We start from the raw sequence: 19,170 nt of genomic DNA, 5'->3' as shown, positions 1-19,170 counted from the left end.
AGTCCATACTAGCCGGTATGGTTTCCTCGCCCACCACCCTGCCATCGTCCGCCCCCACCCTGCTCTCCGGTGCGGACGACACGCGCCTGGCCGCAACCGTGCTGACGCCGGGCGATGCGGGCGGCGTGCTGTTCGCGCATGGCTTCGGCCAGACCCGGCACGCATGGACGGCCACCGCCGCGACCTTGCACGCGCATTGCTATCGCAGCGTCGCCTACGACGCGCGTGGCCACGGCGACTCCTCGCGCAATCCCGCCGGGCTGGCGTACCGCGGCGAACAGTTCACCGACGACCTGATCGTGGTCGCCGGCGAAATGACGCCTGCGCCGGTGCTGGTCGCCGCCTCGATGGGCGGCCTGTTCGGCTTGATGGCCGAGGCGCGCTGGCCTGGCCTGTTCCGCGCGATGGTGCTGGTCGACATCACCCCGCGCTGGCAGCCGGCCGGGGTCGAGCGCATCCTGGCCTTCATGACCGCGCATCCGCGCGGCTTCGCCAGCCTGGACGACGCCGGCGACGCCATCGCCGCCTATCTGCCGCAGCGCGCGCGCAAGTCGCCGGAGGCGTTGCGCAGCGTGTTGCGCCGGCATGACGACGGCCGCTGGTACTGGCACTGGGATCCGCGCCTGGTCGAAGAGCTTGCGCGCGACAGCGACCAGCACCAGGGCGCGATCGCGCAGGCCGCCGCGCAGGTGCAGTGCCCGGTGCTGCTGATCAGTGGCGGGCGCAGCGACCTGGTCACGCCGCAGACCATCGAAGAATTCCTGTCGCTGGTGCCGCATGCGCAGCATGCGCACCTGCCCGAGGCCACGCATATGCTGGCCGGCGACGACAACGCCGCATTTACCGCCGCTGTGTTGCATTATCTGGACGCACTGCCACCGGCTAGCGCCGGCGCACCGTCCGCCGTTACCGAGTCTGTCCCCGGAGCACGCCCATGAGCATCGTTGCACCCTTCCTCGCGTTGTTGCTGGCTGGCGCCTTCGCCGCCTACCACCGCATGCGGCTCGCCGTCTGGGCCGCGCTGAGCGCCACGCTGCTGGTCGCGTGCTGGCTGCTCGGCGCCCACCACATCGCCACCATCGTCGCCGCCGTCGTGCTGGCGGTGATCGCGGTGCCGCTGCTGCTGCCGTTCGTGCGCAAGCCGCTGCTCACCGCGCCGATGCTGAAGGTGTTCCGCAAGGTGCTGCCACCGCTGTCGCAGACCGAACGCATCGCCCTGGAGACCGGCTCGGTCGGTTTCGAAGGCGAGCTGTTCACCGGCGACCCGGACTGGCAGAAGCTGCTGAACTATCCCAAGCCGCAGCTGACCGCCGAGGAGCAGGCCTTCCTCGACGGCCCGGTCGAAGAACTGTGCCGGATGACCAACGACTGGGAAATCACCCACGTCCACGCCGACCTGCCGCCGGAGCTGTGGAGCTTCATCAAGAAGCACAAGTTCTTCGGCATGATCATTCCGAAGGAATACGGCGGCCTGGGCTTCTCCGCGCTGGCCCACCACAAGGTGATCCAGAAGATCGCGTCGGTGTCGAGCGTGGTCAGCTCCACCGTCGGCGTGCCCAACTCGCTGGGTCCGGGCGAACTGCTGCTGCATTACGGCTCCAAGGAACAGAAGGACTACTACCTGCCGCGCCTGGCGGTGGGCCAGGAAGTTCCCTGCTTCGGCCTGACCGGTCCGTTCGCCGGCTCCGACGCCACCTCGATCCCCGACTACGGCATCGTCTGCAAGGGCGAGTGGAATGGCGCCAACGTGCTCGGCGTCAAGCTGACCTTCGACAAGCGATATATCACCCTGGCCCCGGTGGCGACCCTGGTCGGCCTGGCGTTCCGCATGTACGACCCGGAAGGCCTGATCGGCGACACCAAGGACATCGGCATCACCCTGGCGCTGCTGCCGCGCGAAACCCCCGGCGTTGAGATCGGCCGCCGCCACTTCCCGCTGAACTCGCCGTTCCAGAACGGCCCGATCCATGGCCGCGAGGTGTTCATCCCGCTCAGCCAGCTGATCGGCGGCGTGGACATGGTCGGCAAGGGCTGGAACATGCTCAACGAGTGCCTGGCCGTGGGCCGCTCGATCACCCTGCCCTCCACCGCCAGCGGCGGCGCCAAGTACGGCGCGATCGTCACCGGCGCGTATGCGCGCATCCGCAAGCAGTTCGGCCTGTCGGTCGGCCGCTTCGAAGGCGTGGAAGAGGCGCTGGCGCGGATCGGCGGCAAGGCCTATGCGATCAGCGCGCTGTCGCAGGCGACCGCCGCGGCGGTGGACCGCGGCGACGTGCCGTCGGTGCCGTCGGCGATCGCCAAGTACCACTGCACCACGATGAGCCGCGAAGTCATCAGCGACGTGATGGACGTGGTCGGCGGCAAGGGCATCATCCTGGGCCCGCGCAACTTCGCCGGCCGCAGTTGGCAGGCCGCGCCGATCGCGATCACCGTGGAAGGCGCCAACATCATGACCCGCAGCCTGCTGATCTTCGGCCAGGGCGCGATCCTGTGCCATCCGTGGGTGATGAAGGAGATGAAGGCCGCCGGCAACCCGGACCACAAGGCCGGCGTCGACGAGTTCGACCGCAACCTGTTCGGCCATATCGGCTTCGGCATCTCCAACGCGGTGCGCTCGCTGTGGTTCGGCCTGACCGCCGCGCGCATCGGCGCCGCGCCGGGCGACGCCTACACCCGCCGTTTCTTCCGCAAGCTGGATCGCTACTCGGCGAACCTGGCGCTGATGGCCGACGTGTCGATGCTGATGCTCGGCGGCAAGCTGAAGTTCAAGGAGTCGCTGTCCGGGCGCCTGGGCGACGTGCTGAGCCACATCTACATGACCAGCGCGATGCTCAAGCGCTACCACGACGACGGCGCGCCGGCGACCGACCAGCCGCTGCTGGCCTGGGCCTTCCACGACAGCGTGCACAAGATCGAGCTGGCGCTGTCGGCGGCGCTGCGCAACTTCCCGATCCGTCCGGTCGGCTGGCTGATGTGGGCGCTGATCTTCCCGTGGGGCCGCCGCGCCGAGGCGCCGGGCGACCGCCTGGGCCACCGCGTCGCCGCGCTGCTGATGACCCCGAACGAAGCCCGCGATCGCCTCGGCCAGGGCGTGTTCCTGACCCCGTGCGAGAACAATCCGGGCGGTCGCATCGCCAGCTACCTGACCAAGGCGGTGCTGGCCGAACCGGTCGAGCGCAAGTTCTTGAAGGCGCTCAAGAGCAAGGGCATCGAGGCGCTGGACTTCGCCTCGCAGCTGGACGAGGCGGTGCGCGAAGGCGTGCTCTCGGCCGACGAGCGCCGCCAGCTGGAGGAACTGCGCGAGATCACCATGGACACGATCAGCGTCGACGACTTCGACACCGACGAATTGCGTTCGGCCAGCTACTTCCAGCGTGCCGCGGCCGCGGCCGACGACGGGCATTCGCGCGAAGCGGCCTGATCTCCCTGGTCATGCGGCACCCACGACGGCGGACTTCGGTCCGCCGTCGTGCGTTTCAGGGTCTAGCCCCGAGCTGAGTACCAGCGCGTCCACCACCCACTTCTGCGCGAGTCAGCCGAACACGTCTTCGCTCGGCGGGAGCGGATCAGGTGGCCCGGGTCGGCCAAGAGGCGCTTGAGCGGGAATGGCTGTCGCTGCCGAAGCCGCTCCCACAGCCAGCCGGCAGCGCCTCGCGCTCCGTCGCCCTGCAGATGTACCGCGATTGAAAAGTCCGCATCGCGCGCGGGCTGCGGCCAGCCACGCAGCGGCGGCATGAAGATTGAAGGCGCGCGCGAATCAAACCGGATTCTTCGCGCCTCTAGAGGCGCGTCGCCGCCGCGCATCGGCGACGACTTGCGGCCCGGCTCAGAACGCCAGCAGCACCGCCACAATCGCCAGCGCCGCCGGCAGCGCCTGCACGAACACGATGCGGCGGCTGACGCTCCAACCGCCGTACAGGCCGGCCACCACCACGCAGCCGAGGAAGAACAGCATCACATCGACCCGCTGCGCGACCAGGCCCCAGGCCAGGCCGGCGGCGAGGAAACCGTTGTACAGGCCCTGATTGGCGGCCAGGACCTTGGTCGACTGCGCCTTCTCCGGGCCGTTGCGGAACACCTTCATGCCCAGCGGCCGCGTCCACAGGAACATCTCCAGCACCAGGATGTAGACGTGCAGCAGCGCCACCAGGCATACGAGGATCGAAGCCAGCAGGGTCATGCGCGCGTCCATCGGCGGAAGAGGATGCACAGCATAGCGGTTGCCGCGGTGGCCGGCACCACGGCCGCGCGGCCTGCTGGACGCGGACTCACCGCCTCGGCGCCGCCTCCGCCGCTGTCGGGGCGGTGCTTTCGACCGCACGCGCCAGGCGCCAGCCGATGACGCCGGAAAGCGCCGCGGCCGATGCGGCCAACGCGGCGAAACCTTGCACGCCCACGCCTAGGCCGCGCAGGCCGATCATCGCCGAAGAGACGGCCACGTCGCCGGCACGCCACACTGCCGTATCCACCGCGTTCTTGCCCTGGTAGCGCAACTGCCGCGGCACCCGCGTGTACAGCGATTCGCGCGCGGGCCCCACCATGCCGTAGGTCAGCGCACGGGTGATCACCACCGGCAGCACCACCCAGGGCACGATCCACACCGCCAGCGCATAGGGATCGGGCGACAACGCGGTGGCCACCAGCGCGCCCACGCTGATCAGCGCCCACAGCGCGATCACCATGCCGGCGCCCTTCTTCATCAGCAGCCAGCGGGTCACCGTGATCTGCACGGCGACCTGCAACACATTGGTCAGCATGTCGATGTTGGCGGCGAACTCGGTGCGCTCGACCGCGTTGTGGAAGGTGGCGCCGGAGTAATCGGTCATCAGCGCGTAGCCGGCCGTGCCGATGCAATCGCCCAGCAGCATCAGCAGTGCCATGCCCCGCATGAACGGATTGGCCAGGATCTGTTTGAGACCGTCGAACATGCCACCGCCGACCGCCCCCTCGTGGCCGACGTCGTGGCGGCGCGCGCCATGCACCCGTGCCCAGCGCCCGAGCAGGATCACGCAAGCCAGTGCCACGCCCAACAGCGCCGCCGACACCACCAGCAGCGGCGCCACGCCGATCACCCCGACCAGCCCCCGGGTCAGCAGCGGGCCGGCTACCGCGCCGGCGGTGCCGCCCAGGCCGATCAGCGGGAACAGCCGCCGCGCCTGTTCGTTGCTCCAGATGTCGGCCATGAAGCTCCAGAACACCGACACCACGAACAGGTTGAACACGCTGACCCAGACGAAGAACACGATGCCCAGCGCACGCGGACTGAGCCCGCCGTAGCCGCTGAACAGCGGCACGAAGCCGAACAGGCACAGCGCGAAGAACACGTACACCGCCGGGACCACGATCCGTCGCGGCCAATGCGCCGCCATCCATGCGAACAGCGGAGTCAGCAGCAGCGTGGCGACGAAGGTCGCCATGTAGAACCAAGGGAGCTGGGTCGAGCCGACCGCCGCGGCCAGTTGTTCGCGCACCGGCCGGATCACGTAGTACGCCGACAGCACGCAGAAGAAGTAGACGAAGGACAGCAGCACCGCGCGCAGCTCGCCGGTGTGGACGCGCTTGTTTTCCGCTTGCATCGGCTCGCCGTTCGCCGCCTGGTTGCGCGCAAGGTATCCGATGCACTGCAACATCGCCAGCGCCGTCGCCGTGCGAGTCCCACGGATATGCCGCGCCGCCGCACGCCACCACGCGCGCCGAGCATATGCTCTATCCCCGGCGACTAGCGTCGGCGCCAGGAATCGGGGGGACTACCGCGGGTGTACGACTACATCATCATCGGCGCGGGCTCGGCGGGCTGCGTGCTGGCCAACCGGCTCAGCGAGGATCGCGATTGCAAGGTGCTGCTGATCGAGGCCGGGCCGCGCGACCGCAATCCCTTCATCCACATGCCGGCCGGCCTGGCGCGCCTGGCCAACAACCGCCGCCTCAACTGGAACTACCTCACCGCGCCGGAGCCGGCCTTGAACGACCGCCGCCTGTGGTGGCCGCGCGGCAAGGTGCTGGGCGGATCGAGTTCGATCAACGCGATGTGCTACGTGCGCGGCGTGCCGGCCGACTACGACGACTGGGCGGCCGACGGCGCCGAGGGCTGGGACTGGCGCGGCGTGCTGCCCTACTTCCGCCGCAGCGAGCGCAACAGCCGCGGCGGCGACGCGCTGCACGGCGGCGACGGTCCGCTGCACGTGTCCGACCTGCGCCACCACAACCCGCTCTCGGCGGTGTTCATCGCCGCCGGGCAGCAGGCGGGCTTTCCGCACAACCCCGACTTCAACGGCCCGCAGCAACAGGGCGTGGGCCTGTACCAGGTCACCCAGAAGGACGGCGCGCGCTGCTCGGCGGCGGTCGCCTACCTGGCCCCGGCGCAGGCGCGCCCCAACCTGCAGGTGATCACCGATGCGCTGGTGCTGCGGCTGCTGCTCGAAGGCGAGCGCGTGGTCGGCGTGGCCTACGCGCAGCGCGGCAGCGAGGTGCACGCGCGCGCGACGCGCGAGGTGCTGCTCAGCGCCGGCGCGGTGAACTCGCCGCAGTTGCTGATGCTGTCGGGCATCGGCCCGGCCGAGGAACTGCAGCGCCACGGCATCGCGGTGCGCCTGGACCAGCCGCAGGTCGGCGCCAACCTGCAGGATCACCTGGACGTGTGCACGCTGTACCGCACGCGCCCCGGCATCAGCTACGACCGCCGCAACCAGCTCAAGATCGCCTTCGACTATTTCCTGCGCGGCCACCGCGGCGCCGGCAGCAGTAATATCGCCGAGGCCGGCGGCTTCATCCGTTCGCCGCTGGCGCCGGACGCGCGCGCCGACATCCAGTTGCATTTCGTGCCGGCGATGCTCGACGACCATGGCCGCAACCGCCTGCCCGGCGACGGCTTCACCCTGCACGCCTGCCACCTGCAGCCGCGCAGCCGCGGCCGCCTGTCGCTCAACGACGCCGACCCGCGCACCCCGGCACGGATCCAGGCCAACTATCTCAGCGACCCCGACGGTTTCGACCTGCGCATGCTGGTGGAATGCGCGCGCCTGGCGCGGCGCATCCTGCAGCAGCCGGCCTTCGCGCAATGGCGTGGCGCGCCGTTGCTGCCGGCGCGCGAGGATCTGGACGAGGCCGGCCTGATCGCCTACATCCGCGCCAAGGCCGAGACCATCTATCACCCGATCGGCACCTGCCGGATGGGCAGCGATGCGCATGCCGTGGTCGATCCGCAGTTGCGCCTGCGCGGGCTGGACGGCCTGCGCGTGGTCGACGCCTCGGTGATGCCGCGCCTGGTCAGCGGCAACACCAACGGGCCGACGATGATGATCGCCGAGCGCGCCGCGGACCTGATCCGCGGCCGCAGCGTGCTGCGCGACTGAACGTCACGCGTGGCGCGTCAGCGCGCGCGTCCGGCCAACCACACGCCCAGCGCCGCCAGCGCGAAGCCGCACAGTTTCAGGGTGGTCAGGTGCTCACCGAGCAGCACGTGGCCGAACACGGCGGTAACCGGCGGCATCAGGAAGAACAGGCTCGCCACCTGCGTGGCCGCGCCGCGGCGCAGCAGCAGGAACAGCAGCGCGAAGCCGCCGATCGAGTTGACCAGCACCAGCCACGCCATCGCCGCGACGAACCCGCCGCTGGTCTGGAAACGGAAGCCTTCCCACGCCGCCAGCGGCAGCAGCACCAGCGTCGCCGCCGCGTTCTGCACCGCCAGCCCGACGCGCAGGTCGAGCTGGGCGGCGTGCCGCTTCTGGTACAGGGTGCCGGCGGCGATGCCGAACAGGCCCACCAGCAGCGCCAGCCAGCCGCCCCAGGAGGTCGTCCCGTCGATCCGGTCGGCCGCGACGGTGGCGACGCCGGCGAACCCCAGCGCCATGCCCAGCCATTGCGCGGCACGCAGGCGTGCCCCGCCGAACCACGGGCTGGCCCAGGCCACCAGCAACGGCATCGCCCCGATCACCAACGCGGCCACGCCCGAGCCGGTGCCCAACGCGAACGCCGCGTACACCCCGCCGAACTGCAGGGCCAGCATCAGCACCCCGGCCAGCGCGCTGCGCGCCAATTCCTGCCGCGGCAGCGCCTGCAGCCGTGCGCGACCGGCGGCGAGCGCGAAGCACAGCGCGGTCAGGCCGAAGCGCCACAGCAGCGCGGTGAATGGTGCGGCGTGCGCCACCACCTGCTTGCCGGCGATGTAGCCGGTGCACCACACCAGCACGAAGGCCAGACCCAGCCAGGTCGCGACGCTGGGCAGGCGGCGCGCGGCGGGGATCGGCGGATGCGCGGGAACTGGCATGCGGCATGATCCCGCAACCGCACGGCTGCCGTCACTCCGCGTACAACCGTTCAGCCGGAGCGCCGCGTCCCTGGCCGCCGGGGCACGCCGATTGCATCTGTCCAGGCAGGGCCGCGCCCTCGCGGCTGGAGCTCACGCAGCACACCGCCACCACGGCGTCGGCGCGGCAAAATCATCAGTAGGATCAAGACGATGCCCATTCATCTTGTCCCGGTTTGTGCAATCGCGAAAAGCGGCGCTAGAATCGGTTTCGGCAGCACCTCACAGGCCACACGCGCGATGACACAGAACAGCAGGCACCGGCTCCTTCGACCGGTGGCAACCGGGTTGCTCGGGGCGTTGCTGCCCTTTGCGATGTCCTCCACCGCGCAGACGCCGGCGCCGGCGCAACCGCTGCCGCCGCCGCTCTACACCGAGGCCACGCGCTACACCTCGCCGACCCAGCCGCTGCCGTATCGCGCGTCGCTGCCGGAGAGCAAAGTGCTGCCGCTGGCCAGGGACTTCGATGTCGCCAGCCTGGAAGCGATGGCCGAGCAGCTCACCTATGGCGAGCGCGTGCCCGGCCTGGCGGTGGCGATCGTGCACAACGGTCAGGTGATCAGCGCGCGCGGCTACGGCGTCACCGACGTCAATCGCCCCGAACCGGTCGATGCGCACACCGTGTTCCGCCTGGCCTCGCTGTCCAAGGCCTTCGCCGGCACCATGGCCGGTCTGCTGGTCAACGACGGCACGCTGCGCTGGGACAGCAAGGTCATCGACTACGTGCCCGGCTTCCAGCTCAGCGACCCGGTCGCCACCCGCCAGTTGAACGTGGCCGACCTGCTCAGCCACCGCGTCGGCCTGACCTATAACGCCTACGACCGCGACGTCGAATCCAACGCCGACTACTACACGCTCAGCCACAAGCTCGCCTATGCCCCGCTCAAGTGCGCGCCGGGCGAATGCTATGCCTACCAGAACGTCGCCTTCAGCCTGATCGGCGACGTGGTGTTCGCCGCCTCCGGCAGCTTCTACGAGCAGTCGGTGGAGCGCCGCATCTTCAAGCCGCTGGGCATGAACGACGCCAGCCTGGGCCTGGCCGGCATCCAGGCCAGCCCGCGCTGGGCGCGCCCGCACGTGCGCAGCCGCAACGGCTGGGTGTCGCTGATGCCCAAGCCCACCTACTACCGGCTGGCCCCGGCCGCCGGCGTCAACGCCAGCATCAGCGACATGGCGCAGTGGCTGATCGCGCAGACCGGACACCGTCCGGACGTGCTGCCGGCGCCGCTGCTGGCGACCCTGCATGCGCCGCTCATCCTCACTCCGGGCGAAATGCGCTCGGGCTGGCGCCGCGAGCGGGTCAACTCGGCCAGTTACGCGCTGGGCTGGCGCGTGTTCGACTACTCGGGCCACCAGGTGGTGTTCCATGCCGGCGCGGTGCAGGGCTATCGCGGCCTGGTCGCGCTGGTGCCGGAACGCGACCTCGGTGTGGCGATCCTGTGGAACGGCGAGAGCGGCCTGCCGTCCGGGCTGCTGCCGACCATCCTCGACCGCGCCATCGGCCTGCCGACGCAGCGCTGGCTGGACGTGGACACCGACTTCGGCAGCGACAACATGATGGCCGAGCGTCCGGACCCGAAGGACAAGAAGGGCGCCTCCTCGTCCAAGTCGACCGCGTCGCCGCACTGACGCGGGCGGGTTCCGGATGGATTGAGCGGAAGGCGGCGCGAGCCGCCTTTTTGCTGTCTAGCGTGCCGCTTTCGCGGGGGCTGCGCTTCAACGGGACACTATCGGATGCGGCGCACACTGGTAGCTGCAGTTGATCCGGCATTGAGGGAATCCAGACGATAGGTCGCGGCTAAAGCCGCTCCTTGTATCTGGACATGAGGCCCACGTGGCCTTATGTCTTCCGACTGATCATCGGAGCAGTGCGGGAAGCCCAGTCGCTCCTAAAGCCACGAGCTTGCATTGTAGATTGGCTCCCGCATTGCATATGCTGGCCCATCGGTGTCCGTACGGTATCCAGAGTCCGCCGCAGGCGTGAACTCGCATCCACAAGGCAGGACCGGGCGCAGCGGTGATCGTGTTCACCCTACGATGGAGGAATTCCCCATGTCCCCAGTCGTCGGTATCGACGTCGCCAAACACCGTTTCGACCTGGCCATCGACCTGGCCAACGGCAAGTACCGCACCAAGGCCAAGCTTTCCAACGATCCGAAGGGGTTCCAGGCCCTACGGACGTGGCTGCAGAGCCATGCGCAGGCGGACAGCTGGATCGTGATGGAAGCCACCGGCACCTACCACGAGGCCCTGGCTGAGTTCGTGCACGCCTTGGGCTACCGCGTATGCGTCCTCAACCCGGCGCAGACGGCGCTGTATGCGCGCAGCCAGCTGACCCGGGTCAAGACCGACCGGAGCGATGCCAAGCTGATCGCCAGCTACGGCCTGCGCCATGCGTCGCAATTGCGGCCGTGGCAGTCCGATCCGCCGGCGCTCAAGCACCTCAAGGCGCTGGTGCGTCGGCGCGAGGACCTGCTGCAGATGCTGCAGATGGAGCGCAACCGCCTGGACGTCGCCGCGCCGGTGGTGCGCGACTCGCTGCTGGAGATCATCGGCCAGTTGCAAGCGAACATCGCCCAGATCGAACGGGCCATCGACGACCAGATCGACAAGGATCCTACCCTGCGCGGGCAGCGCGAGCTGCTGGTCAGCATCGACGGCATCGCCGAGAGGAGCGCGGCGCTGTTGCTGGCCGAGCTCGGCGACGTGGAGCGCTTCTCCCAGGCCTCGGCGGTGACCGCCTTCGCCGGGTTGAATCCACGGCTGCAGGAGTCCGGCAAGCGCAAGGGGCAGGTCTGCATCTCCCGTACCGGCTCCCCACGCCTGCGCGCCGGCCTGTTCCTGCCGGCCTTGGTCGCCATGACCCACAACCCGGTCGTGCGTGCGCTGAAACAACGCCTGCGCGAACGCGGCAAGGCCAACAAGCAGATCATCTGCGCCGCCATGCGCAAGCTGCTGCATATCGCCTACGGCGTGCTCAAATCGCGCACGCCCTTCGACCCTCAAAAGGCCCTTGCCTGTTAGGGGGGAAGACGGTATCTACAGGGGGCAGCGCCCGTGGCAGCAGCGGCCGACCCATGCTGAAGCCCCTGCTTGAAGCCATCGATAGGCGCTTCGTTGCCGGCGTCGGCCGGCGTCTTTCGCTACGACAATCGGCAGCAGGACCGGCCGGCAGCGACTCGCACACGTCCATCAAGCGGATAAAGCCCCTCTCCCATCCGGAGAGGGGTTGGGGTGAGGGTCCGAGCGAAGCCTCGCGGCAACAGGTTGCCAACGTCTGGACAAAACGCGCAGCAAGAAGCAGGTCGCCGCCATGTGCATGCAGGGCGGCGACCGTCCGTCGGACAACGATCGATGGTGACGATGGGTTCGCCTGTACGCCAACGCGATCTCGCGCGCACCCGCCATCTCACGCAGGCGCCGACGCAGCACCCTGCGTGGCGAACAGTGCGGATGGTTTGAACGCCGAGTTGCCAGCGCGCCACATGGCAGCGCTGCTGGATGCCCTGGCGCACGCGGGAGAAGCCATACGACTTCGGCGAACGCGGCTCCAAGGCAAGGAGGCAGCCGCTTGACGAACGCGTGCGGCGTGGTCGCTAGCAGCGCAGTCGTGGGAACTCCGGACAGATCGGTCACGCCCGATGGCGACAGAGCACAATGGCGGCAAACGCCCCTTCAAGGACTGGCCACCGTCTCCGCGAGAAGACCGCAGACCGCGCAGGCGGCATGCCGATGGCAGGCGGCCGGCAGCGCGATACCACGTCGACGCCTGCACGCAACTCGCCGCAGCGACGCCGAACGACGCCCATAAAAAAGCTCCCTCCCCGCTGGGCACCGGGGAGAGAGCTTAGGGACGGCTATCGGGATGGATCAGATCAGCGGCGCGGGCGTTGCCGGCAGTGCGACCGGAGCGGTCTTCTTCTTGCGGGCAGCCGGCTTCTTCTTCGCGACGGCCTTCTTGGCGACAGCCTTCTTCGCGGCCGGCTTCTTGGCAGCCGACTTCTTGACCGCCTTCTTCGCGGTGGCCTTCTTCGCGGTCTTCTTCACTGCCTTCTTGGCAGTGGCCTTCTTCGCGGTCTTCTTGGCGGCGGTCTTCTTGGTCGCTGCCTTCTTCGCGGTCTTCTTCACCGCCTTCTTCGCGGCGGTCTTCTTGACGGCCTTCTTGACCGCCTTCTTCACCTTGGCGACCTTCTTGGCGACCTTCTTGACAGCCTTCTTCACTGCCTTCTTGACCGAGATCTTCTTGGCTGCCGGCTTCTTGGCGGCAGTCTTCTTGACCGCTTTCTTGGCGGCCGGCTTCTTTTTCGCAGCTTTCTTCGTGGCCATGGGATGGCTCCTCGTCAGTGAACTATGGATTGAAAACGCCCAGTTAAAGCAAACCCGCGGCGATGGTCCGCCTGCAGGATCCGTCGGCGCGTCGTGCGGGCCGGGTCGGATACAGAAACACCCGTACCGAAGCTCGATACGGGTGCCGTGCCAGGGGAGACGTTGCGTTTCTCGGAGGGAAGCGATACCTGATCCACCATCATCGGGTTCCTGGCGGATGTCCAAGTTGTGCTTCGCGGTTTGATGTCGATCCGATTCACTCGCTTGCGCAGCAACGTCTGCTGGGCGAAACCTAATCACGCTTTTTTTTACTGTCAACAGGTCTCCGCAATTTTTTTTCAGGCGCGGCGCTTAGCGACGCCGCCAAGCGCCGCGCGCGGCAGCCATTCGCGTGCGGCCGGCGCCGCCGCCGAACCTGTGGCGAAGGTTCGACGCAAACAAAAACAGCGGAAATTCCCGTGCTTTTTTGCAACATTCCAATCCGACCCGCCGCCGCGCGCGCGCGCGCGCGGCATGCTGGCGACGGCGGCACGCGCGCGCACGAGCCTGTCCGCAAGCTGAAAAAAACTTTTCGCAGCGCGTGCCATTCCGGCATCGCACAAGAGCAAATGCGCAAAACTGCGCAAACTTTTTCGCGCCATGCGACGCGCGCGACGCCTGCGCGCTTCGCCACGCGCGCGGCGCAACGACCACGCGCGATGCCGGCATCGAGGTCGATTCGACACGCCGCCTCATCACCGCGACGTCACGCGTGCGCGGCCGATGCCTCGGCGTTCTGTCGCGCCATCGCGACCGCGGCGACGCGCGCGTGCGCGGATGCGGCGCCACGGCGGCGCCGCCTCGTCGCCGCCATGGCGGACAGGCGAGACCGATGCGAATGCAGCACCGTTTCCTGCCGCGACCGGCGCGCCGCGATCGTGTCTACGCTCGGCGCCGGCCTTCGCGCGCAGGTCGATCGCGTCGCGCGCCGCCCTGCGCCGCCACCACTGCCAAAATTCCGACGCGATAGTTGCCTGCGTGGCGCGGTCGTCCTGCAGCATCCTCGGGCGGCGGCGGTGCATCGCCGCATGCAGCGCGCCGGCCGCTGCTCGTCGGGTCGATCGTCGCGTGGTTTCCGGCGCGCCGCGTGCGCGACGTGCAGCTTCACCCGGCGACGCGCACGCCGCCGTCCTGCACCGCATGATCGTCCGAGCCCCCAAACGAAAACCGGCCGCACAAGGCGGCCGGTTCGGCTGTCGCGACGAGGCGGCGCGGCTCAGTGGCCGTCTTCCTCGAGCAGCTCGGCGTAGTCGTCCGGGGACAGCAGTTCGTTCAACTGCTCCTGGTCGTCGATCTCCAGCACGAACAGCCAGCCTTCGCCGTAGGCGTCCTCGTTGATGGTCTCCGGCTTGTCGCTGAGCGCGCTGTTGACCTCGACCACCTTGCCGGTGAGCGGGCTGTACACGTCCGAGGCGGCCTTGACCGACTCGACCACGGCCACGCCGTTGCCGGCGACGACCTCATCGCCGACGTTCGGCAGTTCGACGTAGACCAGGTCGCCGAGCAGGCCTTGGGCATGATCGGAGATGCCGACGGTGACGCGGCCGCTGCCTTCGACGCGCGCCCACTCGTGGGACTTGAGGAATTTGAGGTCGCCAGGGATCTCGCTCATGGGGTTGCTCCGGAAGAAGACGGTATCGGGGATGGATGGCTAGTGTAGCGAACCGGATGCTCCGCAACGATGGCGCGGGCGCATCGCGGCGGGCGGCGGCTCAGCCGAGCACGCCGGGCTGGACCTGGCCTTCGCGCACGAACGGGAACTTGACCACGCGCACCGGCACTTCCTTGCCGCGGATGTCCACGCGCACCGCGCCCGGCTCGCCGGCCGGTACGCGCGCGAAGGCGATCGCCTTGCCCAGCGTCGGCGAGAACGTGCCGGACAGGATCTCGCCCTCGCCCTGCGCGGTCAGCACCTTCTGGCCGTGGCGCAGCACGCCCCTGTCGTCCATCACCAGGCCGATCATCTGCCGCGGCGCGCCGTTGGCCTTGTGCGCCTCGAGCACATCGCGGCCGATGAACACGCGGCCCTCGTCCAGCGTCACCGTCCAGGCCAGCGCCGCCTCGTACGGCGACACGGTCTCGTCCATGTCCTGTCCATACAGGTTCATGCCGGCCTCCAGCCGCAGCGTGTCGCGCGCGCCCAGTCCGGCCGGCTTGACCCCGGCCCGCAGCAGCGCATCCCAGAACGCCACGGCCTGTTGCTGCGGCAGCACGATCTCGAAGCCGTCCTCGCCGGTGTAGCCGGTGCGCGCGACGAACAGCGCCACGCCGTCGGCCGAACTGGCCTCGACCGCGGAAAAGCGGCCCAGCTTCTGCACCGCGGCGCGGTCGTCCTCGCGCAGCAGGCCGATCACCTTGGCGCGCGCCGTGGGGCCCTGCACCGCGATCATCGCGAAGTCGTCGCGCTCGCGCACCTCCACGCCGAACGCGTGCGCCTGCTCGCCGATCCAGGCCAGGTCCTTGGCGCGGGTGGCGGCGTTGACCACCAGGCGGAAGAAGGTGTCGGACAGGTAATAGACGATCAGGTCGTCGATCACCCCGCCCTGCGGATTGAGCATGCAGGTGTACAACGCCTTGCCCGGCACCTTGAGCTTGTCCACCGAGTTGGCCAGCAGATGGCGCAGGAAGGCGCGCACCTGCGCGCCATGCAGGTCGACCACGGTCATGTGGCTGACGTCGAACATGCCGGCGTCGCGGCGCACCTGATGGTGCTCGTCGATCTGCGAGCCGTAGTGGATCGGCATGTCCCAGCCGCCGAAGTCGACCATCTTGGCGCCGAGGGCGCGGTGGCTGTCGTTGAGGATGGTCTTCTGGGTCATGGCGCGGGTCCGTGAGGAAAGTCGCCCATTATCGCTGGCGTGAAGCCGGGAGTGGGGAATGGAGAATGGGGAATCGCAGGCGCGGCCGTTCCGACCCAGGAACCGGCGCCAGATCGTGCTGTAGGAGCGGCTTCAGCCGCGACCGGCGAAGGCGGGGATTGGAGAATCGGGATTCGGGATTCGCAGCAGCGCCGCCCTGATCCGAAGGCCGGCGCCGGGTCTTGCAGTGCGCGGGAGAAGCTTCCGCCGTTCTTACGCGAGAGGAAGGGAAACGGCGGAGGTGCCGCGCACTCGCGACACCAATTCCCGATCCCGAATCCCCACTCCCGGCCTCACTCCGCCTCGACGAGCAGCGTCATCCCGTCCACGCCGACGATGCGCACCGCGCTGCCCGCGGGCAGTTCGGGACCACCGACGACCCAGAACGCGTCGTCAACCTTGGCGCGGCCGCGGCCGCCGTGGATCGGCTGGTCCAGCGTCACCACGCGCCCGATCAGTTGCTCGGCGCGGCGGTTGAGCAGCGGCTGGTCGCTGACCCGATCGCGCTTGCGGAACCAGGTGCGGTACACCTGGATCGAAACGAAGCTCAGCACCACGAACGCGCCGACCTGCAGCAGCAGCGACATATCCGGCAGCACCAGCACCGCGAGGAACACCGCCGCGGCGGCGAACCCCATCCACAGCATGAAGGCGCCCGGCGCCAGCGCTTCGGCCGCGAACAGCAGCAAGGTCAGCGCGCCCCACGCCACCACCTCCGCGCGCACGGCTCAGGCTCCGCTGCGCGGCGGCATGCCGCGCGGCACCGCCGGCGGCGCGGACTGCTGCTTGCCCAGCGCCTCGCGGGCCAGCTCGGAGATGCCCGCGATCGAGCCGATGATGCCGCTGGACTCCATCGGCATCAGCACGAACTTCTGGTTCGGCGCGGTGGCCAGTTCCTTGAACGCCTCCACATACTTCTGCGCGATGAAGTAGTTGATCGCCTGCACGTCGCCTTCGGCGATCGCCTTGGACACCATCGCGGTGGCGCGCGCTTCGGCCTCGGCCAGGCGCTCGCGCGCCTCGGCGTCGCGGAACGCGGCCTCCTTGCGGCCTTCGGCCTCCAGCACCGCCGCCTGCTTCTCGCCCTCGGCGCGCAGGATCTCCGACTGCCGCGAGCCCTCGGCCTCGAGGATCTGCGCGCGCTTCTCGCGCTCGGCCTTCATCTGCCGCGCCATCGCATCGACCAGGTCGCGCGGCGGCTGGATGTCGCGGATCTCAATGCGGGTGACCTTGATGCCCCACGGGTTGGTGGCATGGTCGACCACGTTCAACAACTGCGCGTTGATGGTCTCGCGCTGGCTCAGCGACTCGTCCAGGTCCATCGAGCCGATCACGGTACGGATGTTGGTCTGCACCAGCGCGATGGTGGCGATCTCCAGATTCGATACCTCATACGCCGCCTTGGCCGCGTCCAGTACCTGGAAGAACACCACGCCGTCCACGCGCACCACCGCGTTGTCCTTGGTGATGACGTCCTGGCTGGGCACATCCAGCACCTGCTCCATCATGTTGACCTTGCGCCCCACCCCGTAGACCACCGGGATCAGGAAATGCAGGCCCGGCGACAGGGTGTGGGTGTAGCGGCCGAACCGCTCCACCGTCCACTGGAAACCCTGCGGCACCATGCGCACGGTCTTGAACAGCACGATCACGCCGGCGACCAGCAGAACCAGCGCGAGGAAGAAGGTGGATGGCATCGGGTTGCTCCATTAACCGAAAAAAGGAATCGAGTCCGCAGTATAGCGAGCGCCTGCGCGGGCGCCGGTCACCAGCGGATGCGGCCGAGCAGCATGTCCTTGAACATGACCCAGTCGCCGGCGAACGAGTACAGCGGATGGCGGAAGGTGGCCGGACGGTTCTTCTCGAAGAAGAAATGCCCGGCCCAGGCGCAGCCGTAGCCGCACACCGGCGCCGCCCACAGCCAGCGTGGCTGGCCGGTGCACAGCGCCAGCAGCACGACCAGCAGCACCGCAGCGCTGCCGACGAAGTGCAGCCGCCGCGACAGCGGATGGCGGTGCTCGCTCAAATAAAACGGATAGAACGCGCGGAAGCTGGCGAAACGGCGCATGCGGCGGCCCTCCCTAGGCAACGCAGGCGGCCAGCATACGCCGCGCCGGCGGCTGCATTAAAGACGCGTGGTCCGGGCAGCACCGGGAAGGCCGCGCCACCGGAGGCGCGCCGCCCCACCCGATCGCGCCTAGTGTTGTCAGGCGGCGGCGAGGACGCGATACGCCGGCAGCACACGACGCCGTCGCCGGAAGATCGCCACCTCCCGTTCGGCGCTCCGGCGCTCCGCGCGGGTCAGCCCTGCCGCGGTGCGAACATGATCACCGCCATGCCCAGCAGGCACAGGCCGGCGCCGAGCAGGTCCCAGCGCGTGGGCCGGATCGATTGCACCGCCCACAGCCACAGCAGCGCCACCGCGATGTAGACGCCGCCGTAGGCGGCGTAGACGCGGCCGCTGGCCTCCGGATGCAGGCTCAGCAACCACACGAACGCGGCCAGGCTGGCGCCGGCCGGCAGCAACAGCCAGGCGCTGCCCTGTTCGCGCAGCCACAGGTACGGCAGATAGCAGCCGACGATCTCGGCCAGGGCGGTCAGCACGAACAGCAGCAGCGTCTTCATCCGGCCGCGCCGCGCTCCTCGGCCTTGGCGCGCTGCCAGTACGCCTCCTGCTGGTCCAGCGACAATCCATCCAGTGCGCCGCCCTCGCGCTGCGCCAACTGCTCCATCGCGCGGAAGCGGCGTTCGAATTTCTGGTTGGCATGACGCAGTGCAGCGCCGACATCGACCTGCGCGTGACGCGCGAGATTGGCGCAAACGAACAGCAGATCGCCGATCTCGTCCTGCAGCCGTGCCTGGTTGTCCTGCACCGCGCCGCGCGCGAACTCCACGCGCACTTCCTCCAACTCCTCCTGCAGCTTGTCCAACACCGGGCCGGGACCGGGCCAGTCGAAGCCGACCCGCGCCGCGCGCGCCTGCAGTTTTACCGCGCGCTGCCATTCGGGCAGGCCACGCGCGATCCCGGCCAGCGCGGAGGCGTCGGTCTTGCCAGCCGCGGCACGCTCGTCGCGCTTGATCTGCTCCCAGTTCAATGTCTGCTGCCCGGCGTCGGCGACCTGGCTGTCGCCGAACACGTGCGGATGCCGGCGCACCATCTTGTCGCAGATTGCGGCGACCACGTCGTCGAAGCCGAACGCGCCCTGCTCGCGCGCCATCTGCGCATGGAACACCACCTGCAGCAGCAGGTCGCCGAGTTCGTCCTTCAACTCGCCCAGGTCGTTGCGGTCGATCGCGTCGGCCACCTCGTACGCTTCTTCGATGGTGTAGGCGGCGATGCTGGCGAAATCCTGCTCCAGATCCCAGGGGCAGCCGTGCTCGCGATCGCGCAGGCGCGCCATGATCTCGAGCAGGGCGGGAAGGTCGTAGCGGGCTGGATTCACAGGGGCGTTCCGGTGCGACGGCCACGCGCCGCCAGGACGCTAGTTTGGCAGAGCGACGCCGCGACGGAGGACGCGGCATGACCGAAAGAGGCGCCGGGAGCGACGCCGCCGTGGCGCGATACGCGTGGCCGATGCGTCGCTACCGCGCCGGCCGGGCGCCGGCGCACTGCGGCGCAAGTCTGCGCTTGCCGCCTCCGCG

Annotated in this window: 17 protein-coding genes and 1 pseudogene; 7 read left to right on the top strand and 11 right to left on the bottom strand. The window is 68.8% G+C overall.

The window, feature by feature from the left end; all coding sequences use genetic code 11:
• Positions 1 to 17 precede the first annotated feature (17 nt).
• Positions 18 to 938 carry an alpha/beta fold hydrolase gene (locus tag AB3X07_RS07085; protein ID WP_369943726.1) on the top strand — a complete coding sequence of 307 codons (921 nt, stop codon included), beginning with the start codon at positions 18 to 20 and terminating at the stop codon, positions 936 to 938.
• Positions 935 to 3,421 carry an acyl-CoA dehydrogenase gene (locus AB3X07_RS07080; protein WP_369943725.1) on the top strand — a complete coding sequence of 829 codons (2,487 nt, stop codon included), beginning with the start codon at positions 935 to 937 and terminating at the stop codon, positions 3,419 to 3,421. Before AB3X07_RS07085 ends, AB3X07_RS07080 begins: the two co-directional genes overlap by 4 nt.
• Positions 3,422 to 3,826: 405 nt before the next feature.
• Here AB3X07_RS07080 and AB3X07_RS07075 read toward each other — a convergent pair whose 3' ends face one another.
• Together AB3X07_RS07075 and AB3X07_RS07070 are read right to left on the bottom strand one after the other, a co-directional pair.
• Positions 3,827 to 4,180 (bottom strand): DUF1304 domain-containing protein, encoded by a 354-nt coding sequence (locus tag AB3X07_RS07075; RefSeq protein WP_369943724.1) that lies wholly within the window; start codon positions 4,178 to 4,180, stop codon positions 3,827 to 3,829.
• Between the two features lie 88 nt (positions 4,181 to 4,268).
• On the bottom strand, positions 4,269 to 5,630 hold the full coding sequence (locus AB3X07_RS07070; RefSeq protein WP_369943723.1) for an NTP/NDP exchange transporter: 1,362 nt from the start codon (positions 5,628 to 5,630) through the stop codon (positions 4,269 to 4,271).
• A 126-nt stretch (positions 5,631 to 5,756) separates the two neighbouring features.
• Between AB3X07_RS07070 and AB3X07_RS07065 the strand changes: the two genes are divergently transcribed.
• The gene (locus tag AB3X07_RS07065) at positions 5,757 to 7,352 is read left to right on the top strand and encodes a GMC family oxidoreductase (RefSeq protein WP_369943722.1); all 1,596 of its coding nucleotides are present in this window, start codon (positions 5,757 to 5,759) and stop codon (positions 7,350 to 7,352) included.
• A gap of 17 nt (positions 7,353 to 7,369) precedes the next feature.
• Here AB3X07_RS07065 and AB3X07_RS07060 read toward each other — a convergent pair whose 3' ends face one another.
• Entirely contained in the window at positions 7,370 to 8,266 is an 897-nt protein-coding gene (locus tag AB3X07_RS07060; RefSeq protein WP_369943721.1) for a DMT family transporter, read from the bottom strand.
• Positions 8,267 to 8,581: 315 nt separating this feature from the next.
• Here AB3X07_RS07060 and AB3X07_RS07055 point away from each other — a divergent pair, with 315 nt between their 5' ends.
• The 4 genes and pseudogenes from AB3X07_RS07055 to AB3X07_RS07040 all read left to right on the top strand — a co-directional run bounded on the left by AB3X07_RS07055 (position 8,582) and on the right by AB3X07_RS07040 (position 13,192).
• Positions 8,582 to 9,934, top strand: coding sequence for a serine hydrolase domain-containing protein (locus AB3X07_RS07055; protein WP_369943720.1), 1,353 nt, complete (start codon positions 8,582 to 8,584; stop codon positions 9,932 to 9,934).
• Positions 9,935 to 10,357: 423 nt separating this feature from the next.
• On the top strand, positions 10,358 to 11,329 hold the full coding sequence (locus tag AB3X07_RS07050; protein ID WP_369939651.1) for an IS110 family transposase: 972 nt from the start codon (positions 10,358 to 10,360) through the stop codon (positions 11,327 to 11,329).
• 898 nt (positions 11,330 to 12,227) lie between these two features.
• Positions 12,228 to 12,632: pseudogene (locus AB3X07_RS07045) on the top strand (hypothetical protein); the annotation flags it as partial.
• Between the two features lie 242 nt (positions 12,633 to 12,874).
• The gene (locus AB3X07_RS07040) at positions 12,875 to 13,192 is read left to right on the top strand and encodes a hypothetical protein (protein WP_369943719.1); all 318 of its coding nucleotides are present in this window, start codon (positions 12,875 to 12,877) and stop codon (positions 13,190 to 13,192) included.
• A 173-nt stretch (positions 13,193 to 13,365) separates the two neighbouring features.
• On the opposite strand, the gene AB3X07_RS07035 is transcribed toward AB3X07_RS07040, so the two are convergent.
• The 8 genes from AB3X07_RS07035 to mazG all read right to left on the bottom strand — a co-directional run bounded on the left by AB3X07_RS07035 (position 13,366) and on the right by mazG (position 18,929).
• Positions 13,366 to 13,671, bottom strand: a complete 306-nt coding sequence (locus AB3X07_RS07035) for a hypothetical protein (protein ID WP_369943718.1) — start codon at positions 13,669 to 13,671, stop codon at positions 13,366 to 13,368.
• 215 nt (positions 13,672 to 13,886) lie between these two features.
• Positions 13,887 to 14,282, bottom strand: a complete 396-nt coding sequence (gene gcvH / locus AB3X07_RS07030) for a glycine cleavage system protein GcvH (RefSeq protein ID WP_369943717.1) — start codon at positions 14,280 to 14,282, stop codon at positions 13,887 to 13,889.
• 100 nt (positions 14,283 to 14,382) lie between these two features.
• On the bottom strand, positions 14,383 to 15,489 hold the full coding sequence (gene gcvT, locus AB3X07_RS07025; protein WP_369943716.1) for a glycine cleavage system aminomethyltransferase GcvT: 1,107 nt from the start codon (positions 15,487 to 15,489) through the stop codon (positions 14,383 to 14,385).
• A 332-nt stretch (positions 15,490 to 15,821) separates the two neighbouring features.
• The gene (locus AB3X07_RS07020; protein WP_369943715.1) at positions 15,822 to 16,253 is read right to left on the bottom strand and encodes an NfeD family protein; all 432 of its coding nucleotides are present in this window, start codon (positions 16,251 to 16,253) and stop codon (positions 15,822 to 15,824) included.
• Between the two features lie 3 nt (positions 16,254 to 16,256).
• Positions 16,257 to 17,225 (bottom strand): SPFH domain-containing protein, encoded by a 969-nt coding sequence (locus AB3X07_RS07015; RefSeq protein ID WP_369943714.1) that lies wholly within the window; start codon positions 17,223 to 17,225, stop codon positions 16,257 to 16,259.
• 68 nt (positions 17,226 to 17,293) lie between these two features.
• Positions 17,294 to 17,596, bottom strand: coding sequence for an Mpo1-like protein (locus AB3X07_RS07010; protein WP_369943713.1), 303 nt, complete (start codon positions 17,594 to 17,596; stop codon positions 17,294 to 17,296).
• A gap of 233 nt (positions 17,597 to 17,829) precedes the next feature.
• On the bottom strand, positions 17,830 to 18,153 hold the full coding sequence (locus AB3X07_RS07005) for a YnfA family protein (protein WP_369943712.1): 324 nt from the start codon (positions 18,151 to 18,153) through the stop codon (positions 17,830 to 17,832).
• Positions 18,150 to 18,929, bottom strand: coding sequence for a nucleoside triphosphate pyrophosphohydrolase (gene mazG / locus AB3X07_RS07000; protein WP_369944680.1), 780 nt, complete (start codon positions 18,927 to 18,929; stop codon positions 18,150 to 18,152). Before mazG ends, AB3X07_RS07005 begins: the two co-directional genes overlap by 4 nt.
• Between the last annotated feature and the right edge of the window lie 241 nt (positions 18,930 to 19,170).

Origin of the sequence: Xanthomonas sp. DAR 35659 (assembly GCF_041242975.1) — a bacterium.
In the GTDB taxonomy this organism is placed as follows: Bacteria; Pseudomonadota; Gammaproteobacteria; order Xanthomonadales; family Xanthomonadaceae; genus Xanthomonas_A; species Xanthomonas_A medicagonis.
This window is presented reverse-complemented; position numbering and strand designations above follow the sequence as displayed.